This is a genomic window from Oribacterium sp. WCC10, from assembly GCF_900113415.1.
Lineage (GTDB): Bacteria > Bacillota > Clostridia > Lachnospirales > Lachnospiraceae > Oribacterium.
The window spans coordinates 274,405-297,293 of sequence record NZ_FOPH01000002.1 but is presented as its reverse complement, the minus strand read 5'-3'; the positions used below and the strand labels follow the sequence as shown (position 1 = coordinate 297,293).

20 protein-coding genes are annotated in these 22,889 nt (G+C 43.4%); 3 read left to right on the top strand and 17 right to left on the bottom strand.

From position 1 onward, the window contains the following. Window positions 1-39 precede the first annotated feature (39 nt). The 16 genes from BM294_RS02615 to BM294_RS02540 form a co-directional block, all read right to left on the bottom strand. Window positions 40-879, bottom strand: coding sequence for a MurR/RpiR family transcriptional regulator (locus BM294_RS02615; protein ID WP_091204567.1), 840 nt, complete (start codon window positions 877-879; stop codon window positions 40-42). Window positions 880-956: 77 nt separating this feature from the next. Then, complete coding sequence (locus BM294_RS02610; protein ID WP_091204565.1) at window positions 957-2,462, bottom strand: PTS transporter subunit EIIC; 1,506 nt, start codon at window positions 2,460-2,462, stop codon at window positions 957-959. A 278-nt stretch (window positions 2,463-2,740) separates the two neighbouring features. Continuing rightward, the gene (gene nagA, locus BM294_RS02605) at window positions 2,741-3,910 is read right to left on the bottom strand and encodes an N-acetylglucosamine-6-phosphate deacetylase (RefSeq protein WP_175494440.1); all 1,170 of its coding nucleotides are present in this window, start codon (window positions 3,908-3,910) and stop codon (window positions 2,741-2,743) included. Further along, window positions 3,904-4,659 (bottom strand): glucosamine-6-phosphate deaminase, encoded by a 756-nt coding sequence (gene nagB, locus BM294_RS02600; protein ID WP_091204720.1) that lies wholly within the window; start codon window positions 4,657-4,659, stop codon window positions 3,904-3,906. Before nagB ends, nagA begins: the two co-directional genes overlap by 7 nt. A 28-nt stretch (window positions 4,660-4,687) precedes the next feature. Next, entirely contained in the window at window positions 4,688-5,668 is a 981-nt protein-coding gene (locus tag BM294_RS02595; RefSeq protein WP_175494438.1) for an ROK family protein, read from the bottom strand. Further along, the gene (locus tag BM294_RS02590) at window positions 5,658-7,010 is read right to left on the bottom strand and encodes an FAD-dependent oxidoreductase (RefSeq protein WP_091204562.1); all 1,353 of its coding nucleotides are present in this window, start codon (window positions 7,008-7,010) and stop codon (window positions 5,658-5,660) included. Before BM294_RS02590 ends, BM294_RS02595 begins: the two co-directional genes overlap by 11 nt. A gap of 62 nt (window positions 7,011-7,072) precedes the next feature. Continuing rightward, window positions 7,073-7,780, bottom strand: a complete 708-nt coding sequence (locus BM294_RS02585) for a hypothetical protein (protein ID WP_139225837.1) — start codon at window positions 7,778-7,780, stop codon at window positions 7,073-7,075. Between the two features lie 2 nt (window positions 7,781-7,782). Beyond that, window positions 7,783-9,957 (bottom strand): hydantoinase/oxoprolinase family protein, encoded by a 2,175-nt coding sequence (locus BM294_RS02580; RefSeq protein ID WP_242944396.1) that lies wholly within the window; start codon window positions 9,955-9,957, stop codon window positions 7,783-7,785. A gap of 205 nt (window positions 9,958-10,162) precedes the next feature. Continuing rightward, complete coding sequence (locus BM294_RS02575) at window positions 10,163-11,431, bottom strand: transporter (RefSeq protein WP_091204558.1); 1,269 nt, start codon at window positions 11,429-11,431, stop codon at window positions 10,163-10,165. 40 nt (window positions 11,432-11,471) lie between these two features. Beyond that, entirely contained in the window at window positions 11,472-12,179 is a 708-nt protein-coding gene (locus tag BM294_RS02570; protein ID WP_091204556.1) for an N-acetylmannosamine-6-phosphate 2-epimerase, read from the bottom strand. A 514-nt stretch (window positions 12,180-12,693) separates the two neighbouring features. Then, on the bottom strand, window positions 12,694-13,650 hold the full coding sequence (locus tag BM294_RS02565; RefSeq protein ID WP_207648040.1) for a D-2-hydroxyacid dehydrogenase: 957 nt from the start codon (window positions 13,648-13,650) through the stop codon (window positions 12,694-12,696). Between the two features lie 403 nt (window positions 13,651-14,053). Then, window positions 14,054-15,700: a dihydroxy-acid dehydratase gene (gene ilvD, locus BM294_RS02560; RefSeq protein WP_091204552.1), complete on the bottom strand. Its 1,647-nt coding sequence runs from the start codon at window positions 15,698-15,700 to the stop codon at window positions 14,054-14,056. A 466-nt stretch (window positions 15,701-16,166) separates the two neighbouring features. Then, complete coding sequence (gene argC, locus BM294_RS02555; protein ID WP_091204550.1) at window positions 16,167-17,099, bottom strand: N-acetyl-gamma-glutamyl-phosphate reductase; 933 nt, start codon at window positions 17,097-17,099, stop codon at window positions 16,167-16,169. Window positions 17,100-17,193: 94 nt separating this feature from the next. Next, window positions 17,194-17,775, bottom strand: a complete 582-nt coding sequence (locus BM294_RS02550; protein WP_091204548.1) for a cytidylate kinase-like family protein — start codon at window positions 17,773-17,775, stop codon at window positions 17,194-17,196. Between the two features lie 167 nt (window positions 17,776-17,942). Beyond that, window positions 17,943-18,941: a DUF2232 domain-containing protein gene (locus tag BM294_RS02545; protein WP_091204546.1), complete on the bottom strand. Its 999-nt coding sequence runs from the start codon at window positions 18,939-18,941 to the stop codon at window positions 17,943-17,945. A gap of 82 nt (window positions 18,942-19,023) precedes the next feature. After that, window positions 19,024-19,683, bottom strand: a complete 660-nt coding sequence (locus BM294_RS02540; RefSeq protein WP_175494436.1) for a Crp/Fnr family transcriptional regulator — start codon at window positions 19,681-19,683, stop codon at window positions 19,024-19,026. Between the two features lie 181 nt (window positions 19,684-19,864). Between BM294_RS02540 and BM294_RS02535 the strand changes: the two genes are divergently transcribed. The 3 genes from BM294_RS02535 to BM294_RS02520 all read left to right on the top strand — a co-directional run bounded on the left by BM294_RS02535 (window position 19,865) and on the right by BM294_RS02520 (window position 21,475). After that, complete coding sequence (locus tag BM294_RS02535) at window positions 19,865-20,467, top strand: hypothetical protein (protein ID WP_139225836.1); 603 nt, start codon at window positions 19,865-19,867, stop codon at window positions 20,465-20,467. Window positions 20,468-20,510: 43 nt separating this feature from the next. Then, the gene (locus tag BM294_RS02530; RefSeq protein ID WP_091204542.1) at window positions 20,511-20,708 is read left to right on the top strand and encodes a DUF1858 domain-containing protein; all 198 of its coding nucleotides are present in this window, start codon (window positions 20,511-20,513) and stop codon (window positions 20,706-20,708) included. 179 nt (window positions 20,709-20,887) lie between these two features. Next, window positions 20,888-21,475, top strand: a complete 588-nt coding sequence (locus BM294_RS02520) for a hemerythrin domain-containing protein (protein WP_091204539.1) — start codon at window positions 20,888-20,890, stop codon at window positions 21,473-21,475. Window positions 21,476-21,653: 178 nt separating this feature from the next. On the opposite strand, the gene BM294_RS02515 is transcribed toward BM294_RS02520, so the two are convergent. After that, window positions 21,654-22,889: a 6-phosphofructokinase gene (locus BM294_RS02515; protein ID WP_091204537.1), complete on the bottom strand. Its 1,236-nt coding sequence runs from the start codon at window positions 22,887-22,889 to the stop codon at window positions 21,654-21,656.

The window sequence follows — 22,889 nt, the reverse complement described above, 5'->3', positions numbered from 1 at the left end:
CATTTCCACACCGGCCTATCGCGCCTAATCAATAAGACTCTAATATGAACAAAGTCTCATATTTCCTTCCGAATTCAACTCCGCCAGTGTCATCTCATGCAATGCTTCTTTACCTGATTTGTCTATCTGAAGTATATCTGCATAGAGAATATCCAGCAATATCAGAATCGGAAATTGAGGGGATATAAGTTTACCGAGATCCAGCATTTCCTTTGTAGGTATCGGGAGCAGTTCATCGCAAAAGCTATCCCATTCCACTCTGTGAACTGAACTTATCAAAAAAGTGTCTGCGCCTTTTTTCTTTGCGGTCTGCAATGCCCTGAGTACTACTGCTGTGTTTCCGCTGACGGTTATGCCTATGACTGCACAGTCTTCATTTATAACTGCAGAATTCATATTCATCACATGTGAATCTGTTATACAGTCGATGTCTATACCCAGTCTCATAAGGCGCAAGGCAAATTCACTGCCTGCTATTCCAGACGATCCTTTACCGTATATGAAGACTCTCTTTTTTCCGGTTATTAACCCCGCAACTTTTTTAATCTGTTTTTCATCCACAAGAGTATACGAATGATTTAAAAGTTCCTGATAGGTATTGAGAATATGTCTTGTTTCCTCTCTTAAAGGTCTCTTGCTTTCCGCCGAAAATCTCTCCTGATAGTGAAAAACAAACTGTCTGTAACCTGTATATCCGCACTTCTTTGCAAATCTCGAAAGTGTGGCTTCAGATATAAAAAGCCTGGATGCCACTTCCTTTATCGAAAAGTCATCTTTCACTTTATTGTCCAGAAAATAATCCGCCGCGGTCCTTTCAGCAACCGAAAAGTCCTCATAGTGCAATTTTATGATAGGTAAAATGTCTTTCTCATACTGCATAGTTTTCTCCTGCCATAACAAAAACGTTCACGGATCTATTATACCCATGAACGTTTTAAAAAAACACAAATATTACATCAGTCATCCAGATTCAGGATTTCCGCAATGTGATTCTTGTACAGGATAGCCTTGGCTCCGTAAACAGCCTGAATTCCGCCCTTTACATCAAAAACTTCAACTGCACCGATGGCCTTTAACTTATCCCGATCCACCTTTGATGAATCCTTGACCGAAACTCTGAGTCTGGTAACGCATGCATCAACATCCTCGATGTTCTCAGCTGTTCCCAATGCCTCTATTATCTTTACAGCATCTTCCTTTAAGCTTGCCTTTGTAACAAGGTTGCTCTTTGTGTCTTCAACAGTTTCATCATCACCTCTTCCCGGTGTCTGAACATTGAATTTTGTGATCAGGAATCTGAAAGAGAAGTAGTAAAGCGCAAACCAGCATGCCCCCACTACAGGAACAAGCATCCAGTTGGTTTTTGCATTGCCCTGAAGCACACCGAAAAGAAGGAAATCTATAAATCCGCCTGAGAATGTATTTCCGATGGAGATATTCAGCGCATCTGCGATAAGGAATGAAACACCGTCAAGGAATGAATGCCATACATATAACCATGGAGCAACAAACAGGAACATGAACTCAAGCGGTTCTGTGATACCTGTAAGGAATGAAGTCAGTGCCACACCCAGAAATAATCCACCGTAGGTTTTTCTCTTATCCTTTGCAACGCAATGATACATAGCAAGAGCCGATCCCGGTAATCCAAACATCATCGTTGCGAATCTTCCCGCAAAGAAACGGGTTCCGTCTGTAAAAAGACCAACATGATTCGGATCTGCAAGCTGAGCGAAGAAAATGTTCTGTGCTCCGGCTATCTGCTGTCCGCCGACAATCTGGACACCACCAAGTTCAGTATACCAGAACATAGGGTAGATCATATGATGAAGTCCCACAGCGCCGCAAAGTCTCATCAGGAATCCATAGAAAAATGTTCCTATAACTCCGGCTTTTGCAATGAAATCTCCTGATGCAATCAATGCATTCTGGAACGGAGGCCAGATGATAAAGAAGATCATACCTATGAAAATAGCTGTAAACGAAGAAACTATAGGTACAAATCTTGATCCGCCAAAGAATCCCAATACCTGCGGAAGCTGGATATTGTGATAGCGATTGTGCAGATATACTGTTACGCATCCTACAACTATGGCGCCTATGGCACCGGTGTCTATAGCATTGCCATCCGGTTTGAAAATGCTGAGCATGGCTGCTATAGAAGCATTCATGACAAGATATGCTACTACGCCTGCCAATGCTGCTGTACCTTTATCTCTCTTTGCAAGACCAACGCAGAGACCAACACACAAAAGAAGCATAAGATTGCCGAACACAGTGTTTCCGGCTGCACTCATGATACCGAATATCGCCTGAAGCCATGGCTGATTCAATGCCGGATATGCCGCAATGGTTGTAGGATTGGAAAGCGAGCTTCCGATTCCGAGCAGCAGACCTGCAGCCGGCAGGATTGCTATAGGAAGCATAAATGCTTTTCCTAATTTTTGCAGTTGTTTAAACATATTCTTCTCCCCTTTAAACGTTATCTTTCGATGCTTTGCAGTTTCCACCAAAAACATCAATCACATCTCTGTCTGTTTACTTTGTACAAAGTTCTTTAATCACAATATATCAATGCGTAAAAGAGCTTTCAACATGTAACCCCCATGCTGAAAGCTCTTTTAAAAATTTCGTCGTCTTTGTGGATATGTCACTACATGTATACTGCCGCATTATTATAATTTGTATATATTCACCAATCTCCGAAAGTACTTTCACCATTTCATCTGTTTTAGTTCTTTTATTTTCCGTCGCATATCACTCTATCAAGGTGATAGTTCCTTTCAGGATCCACTATCAGTATATTTGCAGTCTTTCCGGGTCTCAGGCTTCCGTACCTGTCCAATATGCCCACTGCCTTTGCAGGATTATAGCTTGCCGCGCGAATCGCCCATTCCTTGGGGACTCCAAATTCGATGGCATGTATCATACACTCATACACATTGCTGGTGCTGGCAGCCAATGTGCCGTCCTTAAGAAAGGCTGCATGGTCATGTTTATAAATATCCTGACCGCCAAGTTCATACCGGCCATCCGGCATTCCGCAGGCTCTGCAGCTGTCGGAAATCAGAATCATTTTATCCTCTCCCATCATGGAAAAGGCAAGTCTTATGGCTGCCGGATCTACATGAATACCGTCGCAGATAATTTCACAGGTAACACCTTCAGTCTCCCGGGCAGCTGCAATCGGCCCCGGCTTGCGATGATGTATTCCCGGCATGGCATTGAACATATGCGTAAGATGCCCGGCACCCTTTTTATACGCTTCTTTTGCCGTCTCATAATCTGTCATTGTATGGCCTATGGAAATCCGTATATCCTCATGCATCTCTCGGATAAACTCCATTGCCCCTGTCACCTCAGGTGCAACAGTTATGAGTTTTGGGAAATGTTCTGTCTCCTTAACCAGCCTCTTCATAAACAGTATATCCGGTTCCGTTACATACAGGGGGTTCTGCGCACCCACCTTATCTTTTGAGATGAAGGGTCCCTCCAGATTGACTCCTACAATCGCAGCCTCATCTGCTTTTTGATGTAAGGAATATTCTTTTGCTTTTTTAACGATTTGTTCCACCTGATCCTTGGGAAGAGTCATGGTTGTCGGACATATGGTAGTCACCCCGGAATTCTTCTGATATACCGCCATGGCATGCAAAGCTTCATCAGTAGCATCATTGGTATCAAAGGAAACACAACCGTGAAAATGAATATCCGTAAGTCCCGGAAGAACCCATTTCCCTCCGGCATCTACCACTTCTTCAGAAGAAACACAGTCTGAGGCTTGTTCCCGCTCATTATCACAGCATAATGATGTCTCATACATATCCACGATGACACCATCTTTAACCTCTATATCCATTTTTTCAAATCTGAAATTTTCGGTATAAACCAGTCCATTCCTGATCAGCATACAATCATTCCCTCCGAACCAAGTCCACATTCAGACAATGCATCATCATCCGCAACCACCGTGAGATTCTGATGAATCTGAAGGATTGAAGCAGGCACCTTCGGCGAAACGGGACCGAACAGGGTCTTTTGAATGGCATCTGCCTTATCCTTTCCGCTTGCTATAAGAAGAATTCTTTTAGCCTGCATGATGGACTTTATGCCCATGGTTATGGCCTGCCCGGGAACATCTGCTATATTGTCAAACAGTCTTGCATTGGCTTCAATAGTACTGTCTGTCAGATTAACAATATGTGTTTCCTTCTCAAATGCCTCTTCCGGCTCATTAAACCCTATATGACCGTTTCTGCCTATTCCGAGGAGCTGCATATCAATACCCCCAAGAGAACGTATGAGCTCATTGTACCGTTTGCATTCCGCCTGAAGATCCGCCGCTTTTCCGTTTGGTACATTGGTGTTCTGCCTGTCGATATTTACATGATTAAAAAGATTGTCATTCATAAAATACCGGTAAGACTGATGATCCGTTCCCGAAAGCCCCACATACTCATCGAGATTTACGGTTTTTACCTCTCTGAAATCCAGATCCCCCTTTTCATACCATTCCGTAAGCTGCCTGTAGGTTCCTATAGGTGATGAACCTGTTGCCAGTCCAAGAACGCAGTTCGGCTTTATGATGATCTGCGCGGAAATGATATTGGCTGCCTTTCTTGATAATTCCTGATAGTTCTTTGCACGATAGATTCTTATCATAACAATAGTCCCTCACAAAAATCCATTATTCACAAAATCCTTCGGACTTAATAGTGTAATATACTGCCCCTATCAATCCGGCGTCATTTTTCAGTTTTGCCGGCTCTATCACAAGAAGATCTCTGAAACGCGGCATGATGTGTGAATAAATCTTCTCACTTAAAGGTGCCATGAAACACTCTCCTGCCGCACTGACACCACCACCTATCAATACCTTCTCCGGTTCAAAAATGTGAATGAGACTCACTATTCCGGCAGCAATATTTTCCTCCCAGAAATCCACCGCCTTCTCTAATTCCTTATGGTCGGAAGTATCCATATGGCGTCTTAACTTTTCAAAGATCAATTTACCGTTAATCCCTGTGACATCTCTATCACTAGTCACCCCAAAGAATTCTTTGGAGATGACTCCCTTTGTTACCATATCTCTTATGGAAGAAACCAGAGCCTTAGTGGACGCATACTCTTCAAGACACCCTCTGTTTCCACAGGTACAGAGGTTTCCGTCTACATTGATTATGATATGTCCTATCTCACCACCAAGACCTCTATTTCCTGTAAGAAGATGTCCACCTGTCAGTATTCCACCCCCTACTCCGGTTCCCAGTGTCACCATAACTACATCTTTACATCCCTTTGCGGCGCCAAGCCACTGCTCCCCCAGAAGTGCGCAGTTTGCATCATTGGCCACATACACCGGAACATGAAAATATTTCTCCAGTTCTTTCTTTATCTCACTTCCTATGTAGTTCGGAATGTGTCCGGCAGCTCCAATGACTCTTCCTTCTATACTGTCAATCTGTCCTGTAGCTGACACTCCTATAGCTGTAACCGGCTCCTTGCAAAACTCTTTTGCATGTTTCAGAACAGTCTCAAGAACCGGTGTCTCATAACTGTCGAAATCCACAGAAAAGCCGGCTTTTTCCAATATTATTCCCTCTTCTGTTACCAGTCCGAATTTAACTGTCGTTCCGCCTATATCTATGCCAAGATATCTATTTTCCATTATCTGCCTTCCCTGTACATAACCCTTTTCCGTCAAAATCAGCAAGTTCCACACCGGCCTTCAATGCCCTTGCACACGCTTTTCCCGCACAGTCTCCCTGATCGGTCACACAGGCCTGAACCCGAATACTTGCCTGAACCAGAAACGTGGTTGAGATGCAGCGGCCAATAGTAAGCAGATTATCCACTTTATCATTTATCAGACAACGATAAGGTATCTCATAATACTCACCCTTTTTATACTTTTCCATATGAACAAGACCTTTTGTTGCCGAGTGAACATCTATATACCAGTCACCCTTCGCAACTGCATCGTCAAACCTTGCCCTTTTTATATAGTCTTCTTCCCTGAGGACATATTTTCCTACTATCCTGTATGACTCACGGATACCGATTTCATTGGCGATACGGATCAGATAGCTGTTTTCAAATCCCGGCATCATTTTCTGTAAAAATGTCACAAGCCTTCTGATCATCTTTCTGCCCTCCGAAAGTGAACGGGAACGCTCGAAGGCATCCGTGTTGTTCTTCATCTTTGAAAGGTGAGGGCAGTTGAAAGACATACAACCGGGTTCTCCCGGAAGTGAAAAGCACTGATAATAAAACAGGTCCTCTTCCTTCAGAATTCCTGCTTCAATTCCTTTTCGGAATAGAGGTTCCAGCTTGAATCCCTTATTTTTGACCATTGCTGATTCAAAGAAATATCCATTTACCAAAGGCGAGAATGTATCTTCCAGAGACAGACAGTAATCCCTGTATCTGTTTATATCTATACCTCCCATTTCAAATCGAAGACTTGATATCTGATTATTCCCTTCATCATCCCCTGATGTATACGGAACTCCTGCTGCCCGGGACAGAACTGCGTCACCTGTAGCATCCACAAACTGGGATGCCTTAACGGCCGTGAGCCCGGAAACATTGGATACTATAAGATACTTTATCCTTTTTTCTTCTACCACCACATCGGAAAAGACGGTATCATACAGTATATCCCCACCGGTTCCCAGGAATAATTCCTCCAGAACCTCTTGCCTCGTTTCAGGCGTTGAATATACATATTCCATTATTCCATCCCGTGTAGTGACTCCACGTTTCTTTAATTCCTCTTCTATATCCCTGAAATTCTGCTCGTGGGGTACAAAAGACTCCATAACCGGTGTGACCAATGCATTCACTGCCGCTCCGCCAAGGGATATGCCTTTTTCTATTATCAGCACACGGTTTCCTTCTCTCCCTGCACTTATTCCGCAGGATGCCCCGGCAGTTCCACCACCGACTATCACCGTGTCATATCCACCTATCACCGGGATTTCTCTGCCATTATACTTATATGTATTCATATTTTCTCCGTTTTGCTCAGATGATGTGAGTGGCAAAAGAGTCTGCCACTCACTGATTGTCTCTAGCACACAGATTCCTTTGCTATTCGAATCTTCTCCAGTTGTTTTTGAAACTCATCAGGATCCAGCATGCCTGTCGTAAGCATGGTTATGTAATCCAACATAACAGGAGATACAGAAAGGCTGAAAAGTGACTTCACAAAACTGTGGGCACTGATTTCTGAAACGGTTCTTATTTTCTTTTGGCTTTTGCCGAAAAGTACTTTTACTTCAGCAGGTTCCAGCTTTTCATAAACCCTTTCACACCTTAAATACTCGATACAATGGAAGTACTCATGAGCCAGGTGGAGACCTTTCAGCTTTTCAAAGCTGTTTATTTCTGTTATCAGCCCTTGTCTCGATATATCATCCGCTGCCCAATCCTTAAGACACTTTAACTTTAGTTCTATCACATCTTCATTTAGTACCACTTTACAGTGATTCCCCTGAAAAACCGTGTATGCTGCTATCTGATATCCTCCAGGCCCTGTTACCGTTTCGATACCCGGCTCCGATTTCATGATACCGGGCATATCCCGAAATGTGACATTCTTCTGTTCCGATTTAATATCCTCTGCCTTACAGTTTCCGATTTCCATTGCCCCTTCGATATATTTCAGAAACTGTTCTTTTGAGATGTATTTGCAGTATTTATCCTGACTAAGCAACAATTCCATATAGTTCTTATGGGATAATGATTCCACAATGCACAGTGCCTTTCCCCGTGTCATATTCAATCCTTTGCACATACCGCAATAATGTTTTCATTCTCCGGCACAAATTCCAAATCCATCTCTGCAAGATTCAGAAGCTGCTCTCTGGTCTGAACTCCACTCAGATCACTCATTTTCTGACCGAAAAACAAATATGTACGCGGCAAAACCGCACCGGCATCACTATACTGTGTCATGCTGTCCAGAAATTCCGGAAATGTACTGCCAAGTGTCTTTCGTTCAAACAGCATTGCCCTCGCGTTATTCTTTTGCAGTCTGATAACACCTTCATCATCCATCACGCGGACCACTTTTTTTCTGCTCTTCATAAGTCCGAAGAAACTCTTCTTTTCAATATTAACGTAGTAACCGTGCCAGCGCCCATCCTCACCAAATTTCTCCACGGCACTGTCTGAGGTCTTCAATCCTTCCGAGAGAATCTGTACTCGCTGCTCCTCACTGATAGTTTTAGAGTTTCTGTCCCTGGTTCTTAACTCAGTGGCTCCTGTTGCGGTAGCTCTCAATATGTTTTTCTGACCGTCCACGTCTATGGATATCTCTACCGTTGCTGGATCTGCACCTGCTCTTGTGATGACTTCCATAACATCATGACGTATCTTTCGGATATCATCCTCTGTGGGGTTTGCAACATTTCTCTCTATTTGTTCACGAACCATGGCAAGTGAAACACCAATGGTCGATATATATGGTGCATTTTCCGCTATACGGAAACGTATACCTGATTTCTTACTGAGATATGGTGTCACAACAGATGCCGATCCGCCTCCGCCTACAAGATAAATAAGATTTGGATTTAAATCATAGTCTTTAACAAGAGACTTAACTATCTCATTAACCTTTCCTATGGCTATATCCATGGCTTTTTCACATAGTTCTTCCACACTTTTACCGGTATATTCCGCAAGTGCCTCCCATGCCTTTACAGCTGCATCACGATTTCCGTGCGCATAATCTGAATCCGGTACCAGCCCGAGGATATTTGCAGCTCCTGCAAGTGTCAGGGAAAACCTTCTACCGTCAGTACATTCTATGGCCGCATACTTTGCTTCATCATCCGGACGGGGTGCAATCATAACTGCTTTTGCCCCCTCAAAGCACTCCGGTTCTGCAAATACCTCATAGCAAAGATCAGCGATATGAGCAGAACGAGGGCCCACATCGGTAATCTTTCTGTCCTCAACCACTATCATGCTTCCCCCGGCGATACCTACTGTACGAACGTCCAAAGATGTAAGATACAGTTTGTGTCCGCCGACGGTGGAATTTTTGATCATTACTTTACCGTCTTTGATGGCTGAAATATCAGTGGATGTTCCTCCGGACTCCAGAAATACACCGTCAGTTATTTTTTCATACATGAGAGCTCCGGCAACACCAGCTGCAAGTCCCGACAGCATGGTAAGTATAGGACGTTTACGAACTTCATCTATACTCATAACACCACCGTCACATCTCATGATCATAAGCGGCTTTTTAATCCCGGAGTTTTTAACCGCCTCCTCCGTCATATCAGCCGTATCCATCATCTTTGGAATAAGGGCTGCATTGACAACCGCGGTACGCGTCCTGGCCTTCAAACCATAAAGCTGTGAGATTTCATATCCTCCTGTGGCAAGCATTCCGCACTCACGGGCTATTTCTATTACACGCTTTTCATTTGTCGGATCATCCACGGAATAACTCTCGGAAGCAACGATGACTTCACAACCTTTACTCTTCAGCTCAAGGACAGCCTCTCTGACTTTTTCTTCGGAAAGCTCCTTTGAATCTATAAAACAATGTTCGGTATGAAGGAATTTCCCGGCTGCAAGTTCAATGTCACCGACTCTGGTCTCACCTTTGGCTCTTTCTGCCTCAAGGCCTGTACCCATTCCTATAATTCCAACTCTGGCAACATCTCCCTCCAAAAGAGCATTGGTTGCCTGAGTTGTACCATGTGCTATGAAAATCACATCATCGGGAGAGATATTATTACCTGTAAGCACTTTATCTATAACCTGGACTATACCATCAGCCACCCCGTGTTCCGCATGATGTGTCGTTGGAACCTTTTCTTTTGCAATGATTTCGTATGTTTCGTTATCTATAACTACTGCATCCGTAAAAGTTCCGCCTACGTCGATTCCAATTCGGACTTTACGGGTTTTGACCTGTTTTTCCATTGAATTATCCATCTGAAATTACCTCCCCAAAGTGACTCTGCATGTTAATGTATCGTTCAAAAAACCGGCATAATCCCGTTTAAAAATCCCGGCAGACAGTCTGACGTGCCTACCGGAAATACTCTGAGAAACACTGGCCATCCGTCAGCCCGCGGAGGACATCATGTGATGGCAGCTCACCATTTTCCAGCGTTTCACTCACTTCTTCATCTGTATGTCAGAATAATACAAATGCTGTATAAACAAGAATCACCAGTGCCATCACCATGGTATATGGCAATGTTGACTTCAGAATGTCATTGACATCAACCTTTGCATAATCAGCAACGATTACATTCTGGGTATTTGTAGGATCGGATACACACTGTACAACGCTGGTGCTTCTGAGTGCCATACCAACTGCTGATGCGGATAATGCTCCTGCCTGAAGAAAGATGTTTGCAAGTCCGCTTCCAAGTCCGTACATATTGAGAGGGCCTCTGTAAAGTGCCAACGGTGAAAGAATTGTAAAGAGAATGATGTAGACAAACTTGTTGGATGGAAGTATGGCCGCAATCACCGGCTGCATAAGTGCTGAAGTGGCCTGTGCCGCAACACCGTTTAAAAGAATTCCTATACCCATCATAAGTGCGATAACACCGGCTATATCCTTGATTCCTTCAACCACTGAACTTGATATAACCTGAACCGCTTCCAAAGGCTTTGTGATAAGTGAAGTAAGAACAATGGCTATCAGGAGAGCAACATTGGCATCCATCTTGAAAATAAAAACGAGAAGTACCGGGAATATAGGCATTATCATAGCCACAGGTGTAACTTTGCTGTCAGAGGCTTTCATAGCCCAGTGTGAGGTTTCTCCTTTTTTAACATTCACAAATATATAGGCCACTGTAACAATGATACAAACTATACCCATCACAAGAGATGCGCTCTTTATCACATCCATGTCCATTCCGATGGTATCCACATAGAGCTGATACTGTGAAACATTGAACAGAAGACCGATATTAAGTCCGAAAAGCACAAGGCTTGCTGCAACAACCGGCGCGATGCCTGCCGAAAGCATAAGCGGTATTGCTATCTGTGATACCATGATCACAGGGCCTGCTCCGCTCATGGATGTAAAGATGATGGCTATGGCTGCAGTAAGGGCAAGCGCGATTGCAATAGCCTTATCACCTGCAAGCTCCGCTGCTTTTCTGATGATTGCATCGGATATGCCTTCTTTCTGTATAACACGGGCGAAGATTGCACCGAAAATTGTAACAACTATAGTACCGGAAAGCTTTGCAGCTCCCTGCGTTATAACAAAGTTTGTGATGGTCTGTGTTTCTTTGTCAGCAGAAACAAACGGAACTCCCGCAACTGCTGCGATCAGAATTCCCATAACCGGAAGTGCAAGAATGGCAGGAAGTTTTTTGGTCATCATAAGAGCTACGCCTGCCACAAATACTGCTAAAATCAGAATAACCTGTAACGTTTGCATATTATTATCTCCTTGAAATTTTTGCCTTATCGAAATGTCTTTATACAGAATATTTCGGTCTGTTGTTCACTGCCGCAACGAACTTTTTTGTGATATTCTGCGGTCTCGTGATGGCACCGCCCACAACCACTGCAAAGCAGCCGAGATCCAACACTTCTCTCGCCTTTTCCGGTGTATCAATGTTCCCTTCCGCAATAACCGGATGCTTTACTTTCTTTAAGATCTCACGAATGATCTCAAATGTATGGCTCTCGATCCTGTCATCTTTGGTATATGAGGTATACCCGACCATGGTTGTTCCAATAAAATCAAATCCGAGTTCGTCTGCGTGAAGTGCTTCATCAATCGAAGAACAGTCCGCCATGAGAAGCTGATCGGGATATTTACTGCGAACCTCCCTGTAAAACTCATCAAGGCTCACATCCCCGGGTCTTTTCCGGTTGGTAGCATCCAGAGCCATGATATCCGGTTTCACTGCCATAAGTTCATCAACTTCTTTCATAGTAGGAGTGATGTAGATCTCACTATCCGGATAATCTCTTTTGATAATGCCTATGATCGGAAGATCCACATTTTTCCTGATCTCTGTGATATCTTCTACAGTATTGGCACGGATTCCCTTCGCACCTCCCTGCTGTGCAGCCTTTGCCATTCTCCCCATGATAAATGAAGAATGTAACGGCTCATCCTCCAAGGCCTGACATGATACGATCAGATTGTCGCGGACTTGTTCGATTTTGTCGTCCATGATTTCCCCCTTCCTTTAGTTACATCAGATTCATTATTCCTTTGTAAATACAACGGAATGATGCTCTATAACCCTTACATCATAATTATGATATCAGTATAGTTTTGAAAGAAATTACTTGCAATCAATCTCATACATTGAGAAAGTTCTTTCATATATTGCGAATTTTGCACATTCAATGTTGGGGGTCCCATACTTTTATTTGTGCAATATTCACATTTTACTGAAACCAAGGGGTGATTTTCTCCGGCAAAAACCTTCCCCAAATATCCACAAGCATACTTGCGATATACAAATCCGTATTAAACGGTATTACAATCTCCCATCACCGATGGTCTATTAACACGTTGGCGACCGCCTTATCGCAAAAAAAGAGACGCAAAAGAGCTTTTTCCGCTCCTTTGCGTCCCATGGACTTACTTATATCACTTTGCGGTTTTAATTTCAATAATATTGAAACAAATTGAAAATACTTTCAATGACGTTATACCGTATGTTGCGTTCCGATCTTCTATCAATATCCCTTTTTATGATCAACCTTGTTTCTCATTCCGGCTATATCTCCGGCCAGATACTTTTCAAGATTCTCTCCTGTTATCTTCACAATATTCACAAAGGTTTTCTTAAGATAGAACTGCCCTGCGATATGAGGTGTAATGATACATCTCGGCGCATCCCAAAGAGGATCCTTCTCAGGAAGAGGCTCAGGCTCTGTAACATCAAGAGCCGCACCTCCTATAGTTCCGTTCCTGAGTGCTTCATCCAATGCCTTACCGTCTACTGCATTACCGCGGCCCGCATTGATAAGAAATGCCGTATCTTTCATAAGCTTAAGACGTTTGGTATCTATGATATGAACATTTTCCTCCGTTCCCGGAAGAACCATGGCAACATAGTCCGCTCTCGGAAGAAGCTCATCAAGGTGTTCAATGGTGGTAAGTTCATCAACAAAGTCCGGCTTATCACTATGCTGATGCTTCGTAACTCCGATAACATAGCTTCCCAGCGCATGCATCTTTCCCGCATAATGCTTCCCTATGGAACCAAGTCCCAGCACCAGCGTTACCGAATCTTCTATAGATACCACTTTACCCTCATGTTTCCAGCATCTCTCCACCTGATTACGCATATACAAATCTTCCTTACGAGCCAGCATGAAACAAACAGATACCATCCACTCGGAAACAGTTGTATCATAGGCACCGGATGCACTGGTTAGTAATGTATCTTCACGAAGAATCCCGTCCTTACAGTAGACATCTACTCCTGCAGAATTGGTCTGAAGCCACTTAAGCTTCGGAGCCTTGGCAATAACTTCTGGAGAAACATTACCAAGGATAATGTCTATATCCTGAACATCTTCCTCCACAACCAATTCCTTGTCTTTATATATAATCTCACAGCCCCGTGCCTTACTTTCAAGATACTTTCTGTCCTCTTCACTAAAAGGCATACCGCCAAGAATCTTCACTCCAAACATCCTCCCATCACAGAATCAATTTTGCACAATCTTCATTGATTTTACCACACATTCCTTACTAAATGTCACATATATATGTTGCTTTCACAAAAATCTTCCGTAGTATATATTCAAAAAATAACCAGTGCACACCCGTTTTAATACGGGTCGCTAAGGCGGAAAAAATCAGAAACAGTCCCCTAAGAACCACTAGGTCCTCGACAATGTCAGAGTTTTCCTGATGAAACCTCTGACTTGTCGAGGGAGCTAAGGAAAATTTTCCAAGTGATTCTAAAGGGACTGTTTTGTTTTTTCACGTCCTCGCTCAACGCATTAAAACGGATGCCCTCTGGCTCCGATTTATATTTATACTCTACCGAACCGGCACTCCCTGATTATCCCGAAAGCTATTAAATCACTCTACGATTGCGCCGGTATCAGCTGAGTGAACAAGCTTCGCGTATTTTCTGAGATAACCTGTAAGATTACGCTGCTCACGAATCTGCATTGTCTTCTTTCTATCTTCCATCTCCTCATCAGAAACCAGAAGTTCAATGGAATAGTTAGGAATATCAATCTTGATCTTATCTCCATCCTTAACGTAAGCGATAGGTCCGCCGGCCTGAGCCTCGGGAGAAACATGGCCGATAGCAGCACCACGGGATGCACCGGAGAAACGACCATCAGTGACAAGTGCAACTGTGGTATCAAGCTTCATACCTGCTATGGCTGAAGTCGGACTCAGCATCTCTCGCATTCCCGGACCTCCTGCAGGTCCCTCATAACGGATTACAACGCAATCTCCGGACTTGATTTTCCCGCCGTAGATAGCGCCGATAGCTTCTTCCTCTGAATTAAATACTCTTGCAGTACACTCATTGACCATCATCTCAGGTGCAACTGCAGAACGCTTAACGATAGAACCGTGAGGAGCCAGATTTCCATAAAGAACAGCAAGACCGCCTTCCTTAAGATATGGATTGTCGAATGGCCTGATAACCTCAGGATTTCTGTTTACAGCATCCTTTGTAGCTTCACCGATAGTCTTTCCAAGGACAGTCATACAGTCTCTGTGAATAAGTCCGTGCTCGTCAAGCTCATGAATAACCGCATAGATTCCACCTGCTTCCATGAGATCCTGCATGTGATGATGTCCAGCAGGGGCAAGGTGGCAAAGATTAGGTGTTCTGTCGGAAATCTCGTTTATCTTGTGAAGGTCAAACGGGAATCCAGCCTCGTGAGCAACCGCCATAAGATGAAGTGCTGTATTGGTTGAGCAGCCGAGAGCCATATCTACAGTGATGGCATTCTCAATGGTTTCTGCCTTGATAAGATCTCTCGGTCGAATATTCTCCTCAAGAACTTTCATGACCTGCATCCCCGCTGTCTTGGCAAGACGGATTCTTTCCGAATAAACAGCCGGAATTGTGCCGTTACCCGGAAGGGCGATTCCCAAAACCTCACAAAGTGAATTCATGGAATTGGCTGTGAACATACCGGAACATGATCCGCATGTAGGGCAACAGCTGTTTTCAACATCCATGACTCCGGCCTCATCCATGAGACCTGCCTTGTAGGCACCAACTGCTTCAAATGCTGTATTCAGATCACGCTGATGAAGTGAGAGCATCGGGCCACCGGAAACAAATACACAAGGAAGGTTAAGACGAAGTGCGGCAAGGAGCATGCCCGGAACAATCTTGTCACAGTTAGGAATGAATACAAGCGCATCAAGAGCGTGTCCTGTAGCCATACACTCGATAGTATCAGTGATAAGCTCACGTGACGACAATGAGAAATGCATACCATCATGTCCCATGGCGATGCCGTCACATACAGCGATGGTATTGAACTCAAGCGGCGTACCTCCTGCCATGAGCACACCGTCCTTTACGGCTCTTGAAATCTGCTGAAGATGCTCATGTCCCGGAACCACTTCTGTAAATGAGTTGACAACACCGATAAGAGGACGTCTCATCTGCTCGTCTGTGAGTCCGTCTGCTTTTAAGAGTGAACGATGTGGGGTGTGTTCAATACCCTGCTTAACTAAATCACTGCGCATATTACTTCCTCCTGAATAAGGCGCGTCAGCCATAATTATTCGCATGGCGAAGGGCTGACAAAACCAATATAGTCTCCATAAATCTGCATCACATATCCCGGATATAAAAATGCACCGGACTTTCCTGCTGATACAGAATCATAGATTAATTATATCCTGTTATCTTTTTATTGTCGCACTATTTTATTTCAATGTCTTATATTGATTTGAACACGCAAATATAACCGGAAGTGATATCACAATTTTTGTTCAATCACTCCGGTTATAAAAAAACATCTGCACTTTTCCCCAACTCTTTCGAGTGTTCTGAGGAAACACTGATTATATCAGTGTTTCCTCAGAGCCTCCGGCGTCGGGGCACGGATTTTCAAAGGAATTTGATGCTTCGCATCGAAAATCCGGCCAGGGAAACGCTTTAATCAGCGTTTCCCTAAAAAAAGGAATCTTTCATATACCTTTGGACCGCTTAAAGTCCGGTGTCTTCAGGAAGTCCCAGCATGATATTCATGTTTTGGACTGCTGCACCGCTGGCACCTTTTCCGAGATTATCGAAAAGAGCTGTAACAGTTGTCTGATCCTCATAGCCGCACACAACTATCTGAAGTTCATTGGTTCCCGCAAGCCTGTTTGCATAGAGCTTACTGTCGTTCTCTCCGAAAGGAACAACCTTCACGAAACACTCATCTTTATAATATTCCATCAGCTTTCCGCATATTTCTTCTGCAGTCGGAATTCCATTTAAAAGTCTGTTCTGAAGCATGATTGTTGTTGCCATTCCCTTATAGTAGTCATCTACTACAGGCATGAATACAGGAGGATACATCAGTCCTGTCATCTTCTGCATCTCAGGAATGTGCTTATGTTTAAGAGAAAGTCCGTAAATTCCCGGCGCACTGAGAAGTTCGTCACGTCCTTCTGCCTCATAATCTGCAATCATTTTCTTGCCGCCTCCCGAATATCCTGTAAGGGAATAGCAGGTCACAGGATAATCCTTGGGAAGTATGCCCATACGTACAAGAGGTGCCGTCACAGATATAAATCCAGTAGCATGACATCCGGGATTGGCAATCCTTTTACCGGTACGGATCGCCTCACGCTGTTCTCCGGAAAACTCAGGAAAACCATATACCCAGTCATCGTTTGTTCTGTGGGCTGTAGAAGCATCAATAACTCTTACATTATCATTGTCAATGAGCGAAACAGCCTCTCTGGCTCCATCATCCGGAAGACAAAGAAAAACAATATCTGCAGAATTGAGATATTTTTTACGTTCTTCTGTATCATGGCGCTTATCCTCCGGTATACGCAGGAGTTCAAGATCTTCTCTTGAACCGATTCGATCATATATCTGAAGTCCTGTTGTTCCACTTTGTCCGTCAATGTAAATCTTTGTTTTCATGGCCTTCTCCTCTTGAACGCATAATTATCAAAAATACCCGGATTCTGCATTTTTATGCATGAATACGGGCATTATAACACACTTTTATTAATATTTACTTCAAAATATTACAGATAATATCTACACACTTGTCCATTCCGATCTTTCCTACATCAAGGCAAATGGAATAGTCATCCGCCATCCCCATGACACGTCCGGTATAAGTTTTATAGTAGTCGCTTCTCTCCTTATCCTTCTTAATAATGTACTGATCTGTAACCTGCTCCTTCTTAGTCTTGTGATTCAGGGCATTTTCAATACGCCACTCTTTATCTGCGGTAAGATAGATATCAAAGGATGGAATACCTGCCTCTCTGAGAATATAGTTGGAACATCTTCCTACTATAATACATGGTGCCTGAGAAAGTTCCAGCACCACCCTTGCCTGTGCCTTGAATATCTCATCATGGTTGGAATTCAGGGAAGCCGGAGACAGCATCTCAAGAAATCTGGTTCCCATATTGAGTTTTTCACCATCCGCATCTATAAGCTCCTGAGAAATGCCGCTTTCAGCTGCTGTCTTCTTGACAAAATCTCTATCGTAATACGGAAGCCCAAGCCTCTCACTCAGTTTTTGCGCAAGTTCATGTCCATGACTTCCATAATTACGGCTGATTGTGATTACCTTATAATCCATACTCTGTTTCTCCTTTTGAACGAAATAGTCCCTCACGTCCAGGAATTATATACATATACTATAACAGAAATAGAAACAAAGTAGGCACATTAAATATAAAAAATGCAGATGTCCGTCCATAAAGATCGGGCATCTGCATGATTAAATCATATATAATGACGTGAGTGTCAGTTCGTCCCCTTATCCGGCAATTCCTGTACTTCATAACCAAGCTTTCTGAGAAGGAATCTGTGGAACTGTCCCGCTACATAAAACGCACCAAGGAAAAGAACCACCTGCGGTATCATAAAGAGACTCAGTACTGAGATAAGACCTACCAGAATCTTCGCCCTTGTGACATAAATCTGCACCAGAAGACTCATGGCTATAACGCCAAAACAAAGGAGATAGAGGAAACCAACTATTCCTATAACCTGCGCTATACTCTGAGCCACTTCATTCTCAAAAGGTTTTGCAAATGTATAGTTATAGAGTATGAAGGCCAATACACCAAGATAGGCCGTCCATGAAGGAGGCGTGTAAAGTGCTATGGGCTTCGGTTTCGGCACAGCTATATGAAGACGTCTGAGTATCAGAAGGCTCACCTCATAAATCAGAAATCCCTGCATAGCTCCTGCAAATGCCATGGAAACAAGTAGTATCCTAAGAATAAAGGAATCTGACATCATAGACTTCATAAGTTCGATCTGGGCTGCTGAATTCGGGTTATTTCCCATATACTTGCTCATAAGTTCCATCGACTCATTCATTCCCGCCTGCATCTCTGCAACATAGAGCGACATACTTTGACCTGATATTGCCGCAACTATGACCAGATTGACAAGCTCACTGATCACGCACAGAAGCATTATCAGAAGCAGGGATCTGGTCATATCTTTCTTATGGTAAATGCAGGTTCCCAGAACCATGCCAACAAATGCTTCACAGCCTGCATAAATGATGGTAGTTGGCGTGCTGACGAAAATGCTTATAAACGCAGATGCCGCCCAGGCTGCAATGCTGGCTTTCCAACCGTATCTGGCAGCGTAAGCCACCATCGGTATCGGAAGTATATACATAAGTATGCCCTGAAGCATACCGCCAGTCTGTCGATTTATGAGTAACAGCACAGCAAACAGCGCCACTATCATGGCACCGTATGTTATCTTTAAAGTTTTCTTGTTCATTACTATCCTTCACTTTCGGATGTACAAGCCCTTTGTAATGCCTCAAAAGCATCACTTTTAAATGGCTTATCCTGTTTTTGTCTTATTTTTTTAGGCTATAGGTATTTTTATCATAGTCGAGGATCCCTTCCTCCTTCATACTGCCAAGCTCCCTTGTCATGGCACTACGATTGGCACACAGATACTCTGCAAGCTCCGTTCGGCTGAGTGGTGATTCCACATAACGCGAATGCTGCTTCTGAGACAGCATGGAAAGATATGCAAGTATCTTATCCCTGAGAGATGCTTTTGATGAAACCTCTATCTTTTCCATAAGCTGAACATTTTTCTCTCCCATAAGCTGGAACATGTTCTGAGTGATCTGAGAGTGAAATCCACACTGCCTCGGACAGTTATGTATGATACTGGAGGCTGCAAGAAAAATGATCTCCGAGTCCTTCACCGCCTGAAATCTGACATATGATTCCGAAACCTTCTGAACTGCAAAGCTTTCTCCTATGAGGTCACCTGGCTCCATGTATCCCAGCATGATCTGATTGCCCCAGATATCATCCTTAAGCATATGCACCATGCCGGAGAGCACTACACCTATGTACTGAACGCTATCCTGCTCCATGATGATATTCTCACCTTTTTTATACTTTTGCCTGTAGCTTCTCAGACACATGAAAAGCTGATTGAGATCCATCTCGTTGATGTTTGAAAATAATGGTATTTCCTTATATGTTATTTCTTTTTTCATAATGTTTCCATTCTATGGCATTTTTGTTGCATGCGCAACATCGTTTTTTGATTAATTCCATTAATATCTTGCGTGTTCAAAAGACACAGAAAAACTGTTCCGGAGTCACCAATGACCCGAAGCACAACATGCCATGCCGGAGACATCATTCTCTGACATGGCAAATGAAAAAGGAGAAAAAATGAGCGCAGTTTTGGGTCCTATCCACCAATGGATGTACAAAAAGGTTCTTACAAGAGAAGAACTTATAGGACAGATCATTAATACAGCAGAAGACAATAACTGGGAAACAGCAATAAATGGAAAACCACTGAAAAGTTTCACCAGGGAAACATTCCCCCCTATCGAAGAGGTGATAGATCTTTCAAATATTCATTATTCACTTTCAAGTCTTATACAGGGTGTTGAAAACCGTTATGCAGAGCTTATAGTCGGACTATTGCATCGCGACGGATCAAGATTCGACTTGATCAAAGATATGGTTCATTCCTTCGGACTTGATAACAGGATCTGTGAAGGATCAACCCTTCAGGAGGCTTTTCAGGCTATAAATGACATCCTGCTTGACGGCATGCCCTGCGACAGAGCCATGAACATAACCGGATCTTCCGAAAAATGTATCGCATTTTCTTATGTCTCTGATACTCACACCGAATACTGGAAAAAGTATGGCGGAGACGGAGATGATTTTTATACGCTGAGACTGGCTTTCATCGAAGGTATGCTTGAAAATTCAGGTCACCGGCTTCAGGTTGTAGGTGACAGAATGTATGAACTTCATTAAATATATAACTACTGTAACATTTTTATGATAAAAGGAGCAAAATATGATTACAAAAGATATGATAATGGGAGAAATTGTAAGCAATTATGAGGGTGCGGCAGCTGCACTTATGAGCATCGGCATGGGATGTATATCCTGCCCTGCTTCACTCAGTGAATCTCTTGAAAGCGCTGCACTTGTGCATGGCAAGGATGCTGATGAAGTAACTGCATACCTTAATCAGCAGCTTGGATTAAAATGAGGAAACATTGATTATATCAGTGTTTCCTCAGAGCCTCCAGCGTCGTGGCACGGATTTCCAAAGGGAGTTGATGCTTCGCATTGAAAATCCGGTCAGGGAAACACTTATAGAAAAGCCGGAAAGAGCCTGCAGATTTTTTCACATAACCGGCAGTAACACAACAATCACAGGAGAACACTATGTATTGTACAGATATCATGGTGGAGGAGCATGAAAACATCCTCCGGTTTTTAACAGCTGTCCGCAGTATGTGCTGCAAGGTACTTGACGGTTCAGAGCTTGTCACTGAGGACTTCTGCAAGATCATTGATTTTGCAAGAAACTACTCTGACCATCACCATCACGGAAAGGAAGAGAAGTTTCTTTTCAACGAAATGGAGTCACGTATGGGTGCCATCGGACAGAATCTCATTCGACACGGCATGCTGGTAGAGCACGAGCTCTGTCGTGCTCACATCCTTGACCTCGAAAATGCACTCAGTCTTTGGGAGAAAGAGAAAAAGACCATTTATAAACTTGATATCCTTGAAGCTGCCATGGGCTACGCAACACTTCTCACCAGACACATAAAAAAAGAAAATGCTGTAGTTTATCCTTTCGCCGAAAAGCAGCTTGATAAGGCTGTCCTTGATTCTGTTAATGAAAAGGTTGCTGCCTTCGAGGCTGAAACAGAAAAACAGGGCATACAGAAAAAGTATCTCGATATGATAGATTATATGATTAAAACTTACGGATCCGTCGAGGATCAGCATGACCTCATTGTCTGATTCCCGCTTACATAATAAATCGTTACCCCTTTTCTCGCCATTTCTATAAATACCCTTAAAACAATTTCACCCTTTACCCTTTATATATCATAAACCCCTGCATACCGGCGAGATATGCAGGGGCTTTTCTAATCTTGATTCAGCTTACTGATCATATAAAACCATTCTTTTTGCCTGTTTAGGCTTCCTCACCCATATAGATATGCTGTGGAAGTCCTCCCACATAAATCGGTGTAAGTTCAGCCTGTATAAGCGGCAACGCATAATCGACAAATTCCTGCTTCATCTGTGTATGATCATCACTTACCCACTCAAGAGGAACCTTTTTCTCAAGATTAGCTATCTCCGAGATAGGATGCAGCTCTGTGGTACACTGATACGGTGCGTTTGATATTCTCTTAAGAGCAACCATTTCACCCGTATGACCTTCAAAGGCAGCCTTAACTGCAGCGCCTCCTACCTGATATGCCTCAGTAATATCAGTGCGGCTCGTTAGATGACCAGCGCAGCGTTGTAATGTTGAAAGTTCAATACAGCGTGTCTTGGTATCCATAGCTCTTGCAACAGTATTTGCAAGGAATCTGGCTGTTCCGGTCAGCGCCTTGTGTCCAAATGCATCCACCGCATGCACATCATCTGACAGTTCACAAACATAACGTCCATCTTCGAGCTTAACACCCTCGGATACAGCGATAACGATACTGCTCTTCTTCTCCTGCATCCTACGGACTTTCTCAACAAAGCGGTCAACGTTAAAAGGAACCTCAGGAAGACAAATCATATCCACGCCTTCGCAGTCATTGTCCTTTGCAAGGGCTGCTGCAGCAGTAAGCCAGCCTGCATTTCTACCCATGATTTCAACGATTGTCACATATCTGGTGCCGTAAACAGTGGCATCCCTGATGATTTCCTTCATTACAACGCCGATGTACTTGGCTGCGGAACCGTATCCCGGAGTGTGGTCCGTCACAGTGAGATCATTGTCAATGGTCTTGGGAACTCCCACAAATCTTATATCACTCCCCACTCTTTCTCCATAGGCCGCCAACTTGTTGATAGTATCCATGGAGTCATTTCCGCCAATGTAGAAGAAATAGCCGATATTCATGTCACACAGCTTTTTGAATATATCTTCATATATCTCTTTCGCTCCATCTGCATCAAGCTCGGGAAGTTTATAACGACAACTTCCCAGATAACTTGAAGGAGTGCGCTTTAAAAGCTCGATATCCATTTTCTTTTTGAAAATAGCAGTCATATCAATGTATCTGCCATCAAGAAATCCTTCAATACCGTTACACATGCCAAATACATGCCCGGCGCCACGATTCTTTGCGGCTTCAAACACACCTGCCAGTGATGAATTGATAACTGAGGTAGGACCTCCGGACTGTCCAACTATTGCATTCTTCAT